We start from the raw sequence: 12744 nt of genomic DNA on the forward strand, positions 1-12744 counted from the left end.
GCCCATTCAGGTAGGCCACGACCGTGGGTCGTGGCGGAGGGCGTGCCGACCAACGGTCGGCACCCAGCAGGCACCCACCGGTTCGCGGCTTGCTCAGAACTTCCAGCGCAGGCTGGCCGACACGAAGCGCGGTTCGCCGTAGTTGTTGTAGTCCAGATTCGCCCAGTAGGTCTTGTCCAGTGCGTTGCGCACGCTCAGCGTTGCGGTCCAGCTGTCGCTGATGCGGTAGTTGGCATTGAACTGCACCAGCATGTAGGCCGGCTGGTTCACCGTCACCGTGCCGCCCAGCGGATAGGCGATGTTGTAGCCCTGCACCTTGCTCTGCCACTGCACGCCACCGCCAACGCTCAGGCGTTCCAGCGCACCGCGCAGCTGCAGCTGCGTGTTGAGCTGCAACAGATCCTTCGGCGGGTTGGCGTACAGCAGGTCGGTAGCCGCGCGGGTGACCTTGACGTGGGTGTAGCCGGCATTGACCGTCCAGCCCGGCAGGATCTCGCCGTTGACGTCCACTTCCCAGCCGCGTGCCTTGGTGCCGTTGACGCCGATGTAGGCGGAGGTGCCATCGCTCAGCGAACCTTCCGGCACGCCCATGTCGCGCACGGCGTAGTTGTCCTGCTTGGCCTCGAACACGGCGGCGTTGGCGGTCAGGCGGCCGTCCAGCCACTGGGTCTTGATGCCCGCTTCCAGGTTCGAACCCTGCACCGGTGCCAGCAGGTTCTCGTTGCGGTCCTTGAAGTTCTGCGGGTTGAAGATCTCGGTGTAACTGGCATAGGCCGACACGTTCGGGGTGATGTCGTAGACCAGGCCCACGTAGGGAGTGACTTCATCGCTCACCTTGTACGCGCCGCTGGTGCCGGTGTAGGCGCCAGCGGCGTTGTAGGAGCGGGTGAGGGTTTCCCAGCGGCTCAGGCGTGCGCCGGCAATCAGCGACAGCGGATCGGCCAGGCGCAGGCGGGTGGCCAGGTAGACGCCACTCTGCGTGGTCTTGGCCACGCGGCGCGCGCCGGTGCGGCGGTAGGTCACCTCGGAGATGTCGCCGTTCCAGTTGTACACGTTGGGAATGTAGTAGCAGCGCTCGCCGCCGCAGCGCGCCCAGTCGCTCGGGAAGTTCAGTGCCAGGGTATTCGTCGTGCCTTCCAGGTCCGACCACTGTGCGCCGAGGGTCACGTCGTGGTCGCGGCCGAACAGATCGAAACTGCCGGTCAGGTAGGCATCGACATTGCGGCGGGTGTCCTTCGAATCACCGGCGGCCGCGCGCAGGTAGATGCCCGCGCCGGTCACCGGGTCCGGGTTGCCGGTGCCGTACAGGCGCACGTTCTGCACGTTGCCACGGGTATAGGCGGTGTTGATCTTCAACAGCCAGTTGTCGCCGAAACGCTGTTCCAGGTTGGCGAAGGCGGTGTTGCTCTCGCGCTTCCAGTAGCTCCATTTCGGCGACAGGTTGGTCGAGCGCGGCAAGTGCGCGAAATGGCCCTGGTTGTCGAAGAACGGCACGGTGCCCCAGGTCGAGCCGGTGGGGTTGTTGTCCTGGCTCTGGTAACCGAGGGTGATCGTGGTGCTGTCGGTGACGTCGCCTTCCAGCACCGCCATGCCGGCCATCTTGTTCTCGTCGTAGCGGTCGTAATACAGGCCACGATCGGTGTAGGCGGCGACCACGCGGCTGCGGAAGCGGCCGTCGGCGGTCAGTGGCGCGGTCACGTCGGCCTCCATGCGACGGTAGTCCCAGCTGCCGGCGCTGACCGCGAACGACGCATCGAATTCCTTGCCCGGGCGCTTGCGCAGCAGGTTGACCGTGGCCGACGGCACGCCGGCGCCGCTGAGCAGGCCGTTGGCGCCGCGGATCACTTCGATACGGTCGTAGAAGGCGGTGTCGTACTCCTGGTTGGTGGAGCCGCTGTAGGTGGGAATGCCATCGACCTGGAAGTCGGTGATGGCGAAGCCGCGCGCGTAGTACAGCGGGCGCTGCGTGTCATAGAAGGACACGCTCACGCCGGTTACATTGCGCATCACATCGTTGATGCTGAACAGTGATTCGTCCTGCAGGCGCTGCAGGCTGATGGCGGTGGCGGACTGCGGGGTCTCCTGCAGGGTGATCGGCAGGCGCGTGGTGCTCGACGGTGGTGCGGACTGTTCGGCGCGGACGCTGACCCTGTCCAGGGTCTTGGCATCGGCAGTGCCATCGGCGGCGGCGAACGCGCTGGGCGCGGCCAGCAGGGTCAGCGACGAAAGCAGGGCAGCCGGCAGCAACGCGCGGCGGGGCAGGCGGTTACGGAGGATCAGGGACATGGTGGGCTCGAGGCTCGGAAGCGGGGAAGGGCGGCAACAGTCGTCCAGCACCCGGGGCGGCGGCTTCGGGCACGGTCAGGTCCATCTGGGGAGGTGCGATCACTGCACAGGACGCAAATGTAAATAATTCTTAACAACATTACAATTCGCGTCATTCGCAGGGACTTTCCGGCGCAGAGCAGTGGCGGGCCGGGGTCGGATCCCGTCGCCGCAGGCAATGGGCTCTGACCCCATCATCGGCGGCCAGGTGCAGGTCAGAGCCCTCCCGTGCGGGAGGAATCCGACCCATTTCGCACAAAAACAAACGGCCACCCGAAGGTGGCCGTCCGTCTCCATCGAAAGCAAACTGCGGGCTTACAGCGCCTGCAGTTCCTCGTTGGCGTTGCGCTTTTCCTTGGCCGCTGCCGGCACTGCAGCCGCAGCAGGCGATGCCGCGTTCGCATCCACCGGCACCTCCAGATACGGCAGATGCAGGGTCTGGCTGGTCAGCGTACGGATCTCGTTGACCAGCGCGGCGCTGTCGTTGAGCTTGCGCCCGTACGACGGCACGATCTCGCGCAGGCGGGCTTCCCAGCCGGCCTTCATCTGGTCCGGGAAGGCCTTGGCCATCAGGTCCAGCATGATCGGCGGCGAGGTCGACGCACCCGGCGAAGCGCCGAGCAGGGCGGCGATGGTGTGGTCCTTGTCGGTCACGATCTCGGTACCGAACTGCAGCACCGGGCCCTTCAGCGGATCACGCTTGATGATCTGCACGCGCTGGCCGGCGGTGACCAGCTTCCAGTCACCCGGCTTGGCAGTGGGGAAGTACTTGACCAGCTCGGCCTGGCGGTCGGCATCGTTCAGGCGCGCCTGGCCCATCAGGTACTGCACCAGGTCCAGGTTGTCCTTGCCCACTTCCAGCATCGGGCCGACGTTGTTGTGGTTCACCGACGAGTACAGGTCCCACCACGAACCGTGCTTGAGGAACTTGGTGCTGTACAGCGCGAACGGCCCGAACAGGACCACCGGCTTGCCGTCCAGCTTGCGCGCATCCAGGTGCGGCACCGACATCGGCGGCGAGCCGGTCTCGGCCATGCCGTAGGCCTTCACGCCGTGGCGCGAGGTCACGTCCTGGCCCTGGAAGGCGAGGAACTGGCCACCGACCGGGAAGCCGGCGTAGTCCTTCGATTCCGGAATGCCGGACATCTGCAGCAGCTTCAGTGCAGCGCCACCGGCACCGATGAACACGAAGCGGGCGTGGGTGGTGGACTCGGTGCCGGCCTTGAGGTCCTTCACCGTCACGTTCCAGCTCTTGTCGGCGTTCTGCCGCAGCGCGCTCACTTCGTGGTTGAGGTGCAGGCTGAAGTTCGGGCTGCGCTGCAGGCCGGCGGTCAGCTGGCGGGTGATCACGCCGAAATTGACGTCGGTGCCCAGCGGCATCCAGGTCGCGGCAACCTTCTGCTTCGGGTCACGGCCTTCCATCAGCAGCGGGGCCCACTGCTTGATCTGGGCCGGATCCTCGGAGTACTGCATGCCGTAGAACAGCGGATTCTTCACCAGGGCCTGCTGGCGCTTGTGCAGGTAGGCGATGTTGTCATCGCCCCAGACGAAGCTCATGTGCGGGGTCGGGTTGATGAAGTCGCTGGGCTGGCTCAGCCGGCCTTCCTTCACCTGGTGCGACCAGAACTGGCGCGAGACCTCGAACGATTCGGCGATGCCGACCGCGCGCTTGGTCTCGATGCTGCCGTCGGGCAGTTCCGGGGTGTAGTTCAGTTCGGCGAAGGCCGAGTGGCCGGTGCCGGCGTTGTTCCAGCCGTCGGAGCTTTCACCGGCGACGCCGTCGAGGCGTTCGTAGACCTGGATGTTCCAGTCCGGCTGCAGTTCCTGCAGGTAGGTGGCCAGGGTGATGCTCATGATGCCGGCGCCGACCAGCACAACGTCGACGGGCTTGTCGTTGCTGGCGGCGGGCACCGAGCGCTGGGTCAGCGGCCAGTACAGGAACAGCGCGGCGGCCAGCAACAGCAGCACGAGCAGGGCGAGAAGAGCCTTGCCAAATTTCTTCATGGGGGCGGGATCGTTGGCGGAGGGGAAGGGGTCAGGATGCGCGTGGGACAGGGAAAGGGCGTGAAGAAACAACGCCTTGCAGCATCCATATGCGATTCTAACCGGATCCGGTCTGTTTTTGATGCAACGCAGCATCCGGCGTTTCGCGCCATCCTCACCCGCTAGCGCCGGGTGATACCCGGCGAACGAAGCCTTGCCAGCGTCAGGCCATCCCTGGCGACAGCTTCACTCAGACCAGCTCAAGAATCTCGTCACCGGCCTCGTCGACCTGCCCGGTCGGGCGCCAGCCCAGGCGCCGGTAGAAGCCATGCGAGCGCGAGCGTGGGTCGGCCGAACAGGCCAGGAACAGGCGTTGGTGGCCGGCATCGCGGGTCAGGCTGACCACGTCCTGCAGCAGCTGCCGACCGAGGCCGCGGCCTTCATACTCGGGCAGCAGGGCCAGCACCAGCACCTCGCCGCTGTCGCGGTCGGCGAAGCAGTATCCGGCCATGCGCTCGCCCTCCCAGGCGACGCGGCCGATCGAATCGCCCTGGGCGATGCCGGCCGCCCAGCTGTCCTCGGTGATGCCCAGCTCTGCCAACTGCGCGGCGCTGAAGGCGTTTTCGCGGGTGCGCCCGCGCAGGTCGATGCAGGCGGCGGCATCTTCGGGGCGCGCATCGCGCACGGCTATCGGCATACAGGACACCCTTGTAGTGATTGGCCCGCCAGTATCCGCATCACGCATGGACCCGGTGTGGAGGGTTGATGGAGATTGGATGGAGCAAAAAGGGGACGGAGGGGATTAAGTCGTCTTTGCCCGATGTGTCGCTTGGGCCTTATACGACTTAATCCCCTCCGTCCCCTTTTCAGCGCTTGCGCCGGATCAGCGCGGAGGAGGCATCCAGCACCGCGCGGGTCAGCAGGGCCATGGTCTGCACGTCTCCCTTCCAATGCTGCCAGTACAGCGGCACGTCTTCCCACGCGCGCTGGCGCACGTAGACCAGGCGGCCCGCGTCCAGGTGCCGCTTGACCAGCGGCAACGGATTCATCGTCCAGCCCATGCCGCCAAGGTTGGCCTGCACGAAGGCGCGCGTGGACGGAATCCACCAGGTCGGCGCGGTGCTGGGCAGGTCGTCGCCGGCCATGCGCCGGGCGAAGCGCGACTGCATGTCGTCCTTGCGGTTGAACACCAGCACCGGGGCCTGCGCCAGCGCCTGCGCGGTCACACCTTTGGCGAAATGACGCTCGCGGAATTCGGGTGTACAGGTGGCCGCGTAGCGGATGCTGCCCAGTGCATGGATCTGGCAGCCCTGCACCGGCTCGTCCAGGGTGGTCACCGCACCCAGCACCGTGCCCTGGCGCAGCAGTTCGACGGTGTGGTCCTGGTCTTCCACGCGCAGGTCCAGCGTAGTGCCGGTGGTCTGCGCGAACTGGTAGGCCGCCTGCGGGAACCAGGTTTCCAGGCTGTCGTGGTTCACCGCCACCGGGATGCTGGCCTGTGGCAGGTCCTCGTCGGCCAGGCCCATCCGGTGCAGCGCATCGTGCTCGAGCAGGGCGGTCTGCTCGGCCAGCTGCACCAGCAACTGCCCCTCGGCGGTGGCGGTGGCCGGGGTGCCGCGCTTGACCAGCAGCCGGCCGATCCGGTCCTCCAGCGCCTTGACCCGCTGCGAGATGGCGGACGGGGTGACATTCAGCGACTGCGCGGCGCGGTCGAAGCTGCCTTCGCGGATCACTGCGGCCAGGGCACGCAGCTGGGCATGGTCGATACGCATCGAATTAAGTTTCGCTAATGTTGGTTTAGGAAGTTTAGCTCGTCTTTTTCATGTTGCGGCGCGACAATGGCGCCCGTTCCGGTGCTGTCCGCCTTCGCGAGGCACCGTCCCCCCAAGCAAGTAAAGGCAGTGAATCCCATGTTCTCGGTCATCTCCGCCAGCACCGGCCTCGGTGCCTGGTTCTCTGGTGCAGCTACCGGCATCGGCCTGTTCGCCGTGGTCGGCGCCCAGAGCGCCTTCATCCTGCGCCAGGGCATCCTGCGCAAGCACATTGTGCCGGTGGTCGCCACCTGTGCGGCCATCGATGCGATCTTCATCTTTGCCAGCGTGGCCGGCCTGCGCACGCTCACTTCGGCGCTGCCGTGGCTGACCACCGCCGTGCTGTGGACGGGCGTGGCGTTCCTGGCCTGGTACGCGATGAAGTCGGCGCGCCGCGCGATCGCCGGTGGCGGCGGCATGGGCGAGGCTGACAGCGACGACGGCAGCCGCCGCGCAGTGCTGATGGCGGCGGTCGGTTTCTCGCTGATCAACCCGCACTTCTGGCTGGACATGATGGTGATCGGTTCGATCGCCGAGAACTTCGGCAACGCCCGCATGGCCTTCGCTGCCGGTGTGGTCACCGCCAGTTGCCTGTGGCTGACCGCGCAGGGCCTGGGCGCGCGCCTGCTGGCGCCGCTGTTCACCAAGCCCAGCACCTGGCGCGTGCTCGACGGCACCATCGCGGTGATCCTCAGCATCCTGGCCCTCACGTTGGCGGTGCGCGGGGTCCACTGACCCGGCGCACGCCCCCCGAACCCACGTCCTGACTCTCTCTCCAAGGTAGTGGTAACGACGGCACCGGCAACGGTGCCGTCGTTTTTTGTACGCCACTGGCGGGCCGGGCACTGGCCTGCCTAGAATCGGCCAGCCGGGACAAGGGGTCCAGGCAGGGGGAGAGAAGGATGCACAAGCGCTGGCTGGCCGCCATCGTCGTGGCGGGATTGTGGTGTGGAACCGCTGCTGCGATCGATCTGGGCGCCTATGTGCGAGCGGACAAGTTCGGCGATGTCATGCTGTCTCCCGGGGGCGATTATCTGGCCGCGACCGTGCCTGCGGACGGCTTCACCGCTGTGATCATCCTTCGTACGGACGACAACACGCCGGTGGGCAACCTGCGCCCACCACTCAATTCGCATGTCTTCGGCCTGCACTGGGTCAACAACGATCAGGTGATGTTCGGTCTGGCGCAGAAGTTCGGTACCCGCGATGCGCCGTGGGCCACCGGCGAGCTGCTGACACTGGATGCACGCACCGGACGACCGGAACTACTGGTGGGCTACCGCGACCTTGGCCTGCGCGTGCGGCCCAAGTACCGGACGTCGGCCGCGGCGTTCCTCAGTGACGCCCTGCCTGGCGACGATGCGCACGTGGTCATCGCAGTAGGCGGATCGCGGCTGGATGCCAACGGTTATGCGGCCCAGCTGGAACTGGCAAGCGGCAAGCAGCGGCTGCTGGCCCGCGCGCCGATGCCGGGTGCCTCCTATGTGGTGGATGCCCGCGGCGACGTACGTTTCGTACAGGGCGCCGGTACTGACAACGTCCATCGGCTCTACCACCGCAACGGTGGCGACTGGGCGCTGGTCAACGATGAGAAACGGAGTGGTCGCAGCGAGGCGGCGCTGGGCTTTTCCGCCGACGGCCAGCTGGCCTACCTGCTCAGCGAGCAGCCCAGCGGCCCCGATGCCATCGTCAGCTGGAACCCGGCCACGCAGGAGCGCAAGGTCGTGCTGCGCGATGAGGTTGTCGATCCGGCACGACTGATCCGCAGCCCGGGCAGCACCGTGCCGGTCGGTGCGCTGTTCCTGGGAAACACGCCGCATACCCGGTTCTTCGACGAAAGCTCGGACGAGGCACGGTTGTACCGCAGCCTGGAGGCGGCCTTCCCCGGGCGTGCAGTATTCATCACCTCCAGTACCCGCGACGGTCGCCGGCTGCTGGTGGAAACCGGGTCCGGTTCAAATCCGGGCGAGTTCTACCTCTACGACCGCGACCGCAACCAGGCACGCTTCCTGATGGCGCGCAGCGAATGGATTGATCCGGAGACCACTGCGTCGGTGCGGCCGGTCCTGCTGAAGGCGCGTGACGGGCTGGAGCTCCATGGATTCCTGACAGTCCCGCATGGCAGCACTGGCCGTGACCTGCCGATGGTGGTGGTGCCGCATGGTGGGCCGATCGGGATATTCGACAACGGCGGTTTCGACCACGAGAACCAGTTGCTGGCCGCTGCCGGCTACGCCGTGCTGCAGATCAATTTCCGCGGCTCGGGCAACTACGGCCGTGCGCACAGCCGGGCAGCACTGAAACAGTGGGGGCGCGCGATGCAGGACGACGTGACCGACGCGACGCGCTGGGCGATCAGCGAAGGCATCGCCGATGCCCGGCGCATCTGCATCTACGGTGCCAGCTACGGCGCCTACTCGGCGATGATGGGCGCCGCGCGCGAACCGGGGCTGTACCAGTGCGCGGCCGGCTATGTGGGCGTCTACGACCTGCCGCTGATGTTTACTGGCGGCGATATCCAGGACCGCGATTCCGGAATGAGCTACCTGCGCGAGTGGCTGGGTGATCCGGCCACGCTGGGTGCGGTCTCGCCGGTCAACCTGGCCGAGCGGATCAGGGTGCCGGTGTTCCTGGCGGCCGGTGGTCAGGACAAGCGCGCCCCGATCCAGCACACCGAGCGCATGGAAGCGGCGCTCAAGCGTGCCGGTACGCCGGTGGAAAGCCTGTACTACAAGACCGAAGGGCACGGCTTCTATACCCAGGCCCATCGCAGCGAGTACTACGGCAAGCTGCTGGCGTTCCTGTCGCGCAGCCTGGGTGGCAAGACCGCCACGACTGCGGCTGCGGACGGCAAGGGCAGGGCGCCGTAACGCAACGGCGGCGGATGATCCAACCGGCGCCCCGGTTCCTGCCTGTGCGTGGGCTTACTTCACCCCGTGCATCATCTTCTTCAACAGTGGCGCGGCAATGAAAGCGGCCAGCGCACAGCCCAGGCCGATCCACATCAGCAGCCAGAACAGGTGCGCATAGGCACCGGCGGCGGCCACCATGTCCAGCGATTCGCCTTCCGGCACCTCGATCGCGGCCAGCTTGCCGAACAGCGCGGCCAGCGTCTCCGAGAAGGCGGTGGCCAGGAACCAGGTGCCCATCATCAGGCTCATCACCCGCGGCACGGCCAACTGGGTCACCGCCGACAGGCCGACCGGCGACAGGCACATCTCGCCGCTGGCCAGCAGGAAGTAGGCCAGCACCAGCCACCACACGCTGGCCATCTCGCCGGTAGCGCCGACCTGCTGCGCGGCCAGTGCCAGCGGCACGAACGACAGTGCGCCGATCACCAGGCCCCAGGCCGACTTCACCGGCTTGCCTGGTTCCCAACCGCGGCGGTCCATCCACGTCCACAGCGCGGCGAAGGCCGGTGCCAGCAGCACCAGGAACAGGCCGCCGAGATAGGTGAGCGAGCCAGCGGTCTGCGGAATCACCAGGCAGTCGCGCACCAGCAGCACCAGCATCAGCACGACGATGGCGGCGAAGAACGTGCGCGGCGCAGCCGAACCCGGACGACGCTCGGACAACCGCGCGCTGACCACGAAGCCCAGCGGTGCCAGCAGCAGTGAGAGGATCGACCACGGCAGCGGCGTACCGCCGGTGATCACCAGCGAGGGCACGATGTCCTTGGTCAGCAGCCGGTCGGTGAAGGTCACCCACGAGCCGTAGGACTGCTCGTACATGGTGAAGAACACCAGCGCCATGAAGATCAGCACCATCAGCGCGATCATCTGCTGGCGCTGTACCGGCGTGCACTTGCTGCCGGTGAACCAGGCGAACCAGACCAGCACGCCGCCCAGCACCACCACCATCAACATCAGTGCCAGGCTGATTTCACCGCCCAGCGCGAACGCGCCGTTGCCGGCCGCCCACATCAGCCACGCCACCGGCAACACACCGAGCACCGCGCACAGATAGATGAGCCATTCGCGCGGCAGGCCCAGCACCTTCTGCTTCAACGCCGCCGGTTGCGGCGGCTCGGCGTGGCCCTGCAGGTACTTCTGGCCCCACAGGAACATTGCCAGGCCGGCCAGCATGCCGATGCCGGCCGCACCGAAACCGTACTTCCAGCCGTAGGCCTCGCCGAGGAAGCCGCACACCAGCGATGAGAACAGCGCGCCCAGGTTGATGCCGGCGTAGAACAGCGAGAAACCCGAATCGCGGCGCGGATCGTCCTTGGCGTACAGCTTGCCGACAATGGTGGAGATGTTCGGCTTGAGGAAGCCGACGCCCATGATGATCAGCGCCAGCGACAGGTAGGTCACCGCCAGTGCCGAGGTGTCGCGCACCACGTCGCCGTTCACCCGGTACGCAGCGTGGCCTTCGAAGGCCATGCCGAGGTGGCCGAGTACCAGCAGGATGCCGCCGAACAGCACGGCCCGGCGCATGCCCAGCCAGCGGTCGGCCAGCATGCCGCCGAATACAGGGATGCAGTACACCAGGCCACCGTAGGCGCCGAGCAGGTCCAGGCCGGCCTTGTCGCCGAACAGGTGGTACTTGGTCAGGTACAGCAGCAACAGCGCCTTCATGCCGTAGAAGGAGAAGCGCTCCCACATTTCGGTGAAGAAGCAGACGTAGACGCCTTTGGGGTGGCCCAGGAAGTCGTCGGAAGCGATAGCGGTGGAATTCATCGCGGAATTATAGGCCTGTGGCCTGATCCGCTTTCAGTAGATCCACGCCATGCGTGGATTGCCGGACTGGCCTGGGCGATCACAGGTACCGCAACCACGCCAGGTCACGCCTTCGCGCCTTGAACCGCGCGAATGCCCGGGTCGGCGGGTACAGCACCACCGCCAGCGCACAGGCCACCAGCAGCAGGCCGCTGACCGAATCCAGGGCATACAACTCGCCATGGGTCGGCCCCCAGGCCGCGAGCGCGCCCAGGTACAGCGCCTTCAGCACATACAGGTGCAGCAGGTAGAAGAACATCGGCGCGGCGCCGATATCGGCCAGCGGGCGCAGCGCACGCGCCAGTGGCGGCCATTCGTATAGGCGCAGCAGCAACAGCCCTACGCCCAGGGTCAACAGCAGGAACTGCAGCGACGGCGGGTACTTGGTGATGTTGAGGATGCTCAGCCAGGTGCGCAGTGCTGTGGTCTGGTACTGCCAAGGGGCATCCCCGTACTCGTTGGCGAACCGCAGTAAGGCGAACATGGCCAGCGCACCGACGCCTGCCCACAGCAGCCAGTGCTGGCGCTGCGTCGGGTCGCGCTCGCGGGCGAACCATGGCCCCATCAGATAACCCAGGGCGATCACCCCGATCCACGGCAGCACCGGATAGGAGGTGCGCAGGCGCAGCGCGCCGGCCTCGATCCAGTCGCGCTGGTGCAGCACTTTCCACAGCACCGCCAGCAGGCCATCGCCTTGCACCCGCAAGCCGTCGAACAGGTTGTGCCCGGCCACCACCGCGATTGCCAGCACCAGCAGGGCCGGGCATGGCAGCCAAAGCAGCCCGGCCAGCGCGATCATGCTCAGCCCGATGGCCCAGATCACCTGCAGGTACAGGGTTTCCGGCGGCAGCTGGAAGGTCCAGGCGAAATTCACCAGGGTCAGTTCCAGCACGACCAGGAACAGCCCGCGCTTGAGCAGGAACGCGGCCGTGGCCCGGCGCGGATCCGCCTGGCGCTGGCCGTACAGCCAGGCCGACAGGCCGGTCAACAGGACGAACACGGGTGCGCACAGGTGGGCCAGCAGACGGCAGGCGAACAGCGCGGGGGAGACCGTCGCCGCGTCCATCGGGTCGCTCACCTGGTGCTGCAGGAAGAAGGTCTCGCGCACGTGGTCGAGCAACATCAACAGCATCACGGTGCCGCGCAGCTGGTCGATGGAGGCCAGGCGGGTAGCGGGGGAAGGGGCCACGTGCGAGGTTCGGTCGGCGTGACAGGATATAACATTACAATTGCGTCTTTCCAGCGTGTGCTGGGCGGTTCCGACGAGCGCGCGCGTCGGCTCAGGGCAGGCAAACCGAGGGGCTCCAGCCCAGCGCCTCGTCGTAGTGGACCTGGATCGCTCGCAGGCTCCCGTCGGGGTTGGCCTTCAAGCAGAATCGGGCGCTGTGGTGTTGCGTGGCGCCGGTCCTGGTGGCCGACAGCGAAACATCGTACAGGCGTCCGGGCTGCAGCGGCATCGCCGTCTGCCTTGAAATGGCGTTGGCTGGCACTTCTCCGTAGACCACGCAGGCTCCGGGTGGAAGTGGGATTGATGCGGGATGGGCAAAGTAGAACGACCATTGCCGCCGCAGCGGTGGAGTAATTGCGTCATGCACCTCCACACCAAACACCTCCGGAGTTTTACCGATACGCTTGCGCTCTTTCCTGGGTAGTCCGAAACAAGGTTTACCGGCGTGGTCGGTGATCTCGACTGCGCCAATGCGGCTCCAGGCAGATGCGTAATCGCAAAGCGGCATCAGGCAGATCAGGGCCACGACAGCCACGACCGGTGATTTGATCGGGCGGATCCGCAGTGGGGTGTTCATCGGGCGGCTCAGCGTCATCGGTTCAGATCATGAACACGATGCAAGGGGCGTTGAGGCACTTCAAACGATGATGGCTGGGATGCTGCAGTACTGGTTGGCCGG

9 protein-coding genes are annotated in these 12744 nt (G+C 66.3%); 2 read left to right on the forward strand and 7 right to left on the reverse strand.

Features of this window, described 5'->3' with window-relative positions; genetic code table 11:
* Nucleotides 1-93: 93 nt before the first annotated feature.
* The 4 genes from Q9Q79_RS05710 to Q9Q79_RS05725 all read right to left on the reverse strand — a co-directional run bounded on the left by Q9Q79_RS05710 (nucleotide 94) and on the right by Q9Q79_RS05725 (nucleotide 6080).
* Nucleotides 94-2286, reverse strand: a complete 2193-nt coding sequence (locus Q9Q79_RS05710; protein WP_076738855.1) for a TonB-dependent siderophore receptor — start codon at nucleotides 2284-2286, stop codon at nucleotides 94-96.
* Between the two features lie 354 nt (nucleotides 2287-2640).
* Nucleotides 2641-4329, reverse strand: a complete 1689-nt coding sequence (mqo, locus tag Q9Q79_RS05715) for a malate dehydrogenase (quinone) (RefSeq protein WP_087802937.1) — start codon at nucleotides 4327-4329, stop codon at nucleotides 2641-2643.
* Between the two features lie 229 nt (nucleotides 4330-4558).
* Complete coding sequence (locus tag Q9Q79_RS05720; RefSeq protein ID WP_165710260.1) at nucleotides 4559-5005, reverse strand: GNAT family N-acetyltransferase; 447 nt, start codon at nucleotides 5003-5005, stop codon at nucleotides 4559-4561.
* Between the two features lie 169 nt (nucleotides 5006-5174).
* Nucleotides 5175-6080, reverse strand: coding sequence for a LysR family transcriptional regulator ArgP (locus Q9Q79_RS05725; protein WP_005412604.1), 906 nt, complete (start codon nucleotides 6078-6080; stop codon nucleotides 5175-5177).
* Nucleotides 6081-6218: 138 nt separating this feature from the next.
* Here Q9Q79_RS05725 and Q9Q79_RS05730 point away from each other — a divergent pair, with 138 nt between their 5' ends.
* Together Q9Q79_RS05730 and Q9Q79_RS05735 are read left to right on the forward strand one after the other, a co-directional pair.
* Nucleotides 6219-6854 carry a LysE family transporter gene (locus Q9Q79_RS05730; protein WP_005408523.1) on the forward strand — a complete coding sequence of 212 codons (636 nt, stop codon included), beginning with the start codon at nucleotides 6219-6221 and terminating at the stop codon, nucleotides 6852-6854.
* A gap of 167 nt (nucleotides 6855-7021) precedes the next feature.
* Nucleotides 7022-8989, forward strand: coding sequence for a prolyl oligopeptidase family serine peptidase (locus Q9Q79_RS05735; RefSeq protein WP_099498125.1), 1968 nt, complete (start codon nucleotides 7022-7024; stop codon nucleotides 8987-8989).
* 54 nt (nucleotides 8990-9043) lie between these two features.
* On the opposite strand, the gene Q9Q79_RS05740 is transcribed toward Q9Q79_RS05735, so the two are convergent.
* From Q9Q79_RS05740 to Q9Q79_RS05750, 3 genes are all read right to left on the reverse strand, one after another.
* Nucleotides 9044-10798: an oligopeptide:H+ symporter gene (locus Q9Q79_RS05740; protein WP_111196867.1), complete on the reverse strand. Its 1755-nt coding sequence runs from the start codon at nucleotides 10796-10798 to the stop codon at nucleotides 9044-9046.
* Nucleotides 10799-10877: 79 nt separating this feature from the next.
* Complete coding sequence (locus Q9Q79_RS05745; protein WP_111196865.1) at nucleotides 10878-12026, reverse strand: heparan-alpha-glucosaminide N-acetyltransferase domain-containing protein; 1149 nt, start codon at nucleotides 12024-12026, stop codon at nucleotides 10878-10880.
* A 91-nt stretch (nucleotides 12027-12117) separates the two neighbouring features.
* Nucleotides 12118-12660, reverse strand: a complete 543-nt coding sequence (locus Q9Q79_RS05750) for a hypothetical protein (RefSeq protein WP_236672424.1) — start codon at nucleotides 12658-12660, stop codon at nucleotides 12118-12120.
* Between the last annotated feature and the right edge of the window lie 84 nt (nucleotides 12661-12744).

The sequence above is a fragment of the Stenotrophomonas sp. a6 genome, from assembly GCF_030913325.1.
GTDB classification, from domain to species: domain Bacteria; phylum Pseudomonadota; class Gammaproteobacteria; order Xanthomonadales; family Xanthomonadaceae; genus Stenotrophomonas; species Stenotrophomonas maltophilia.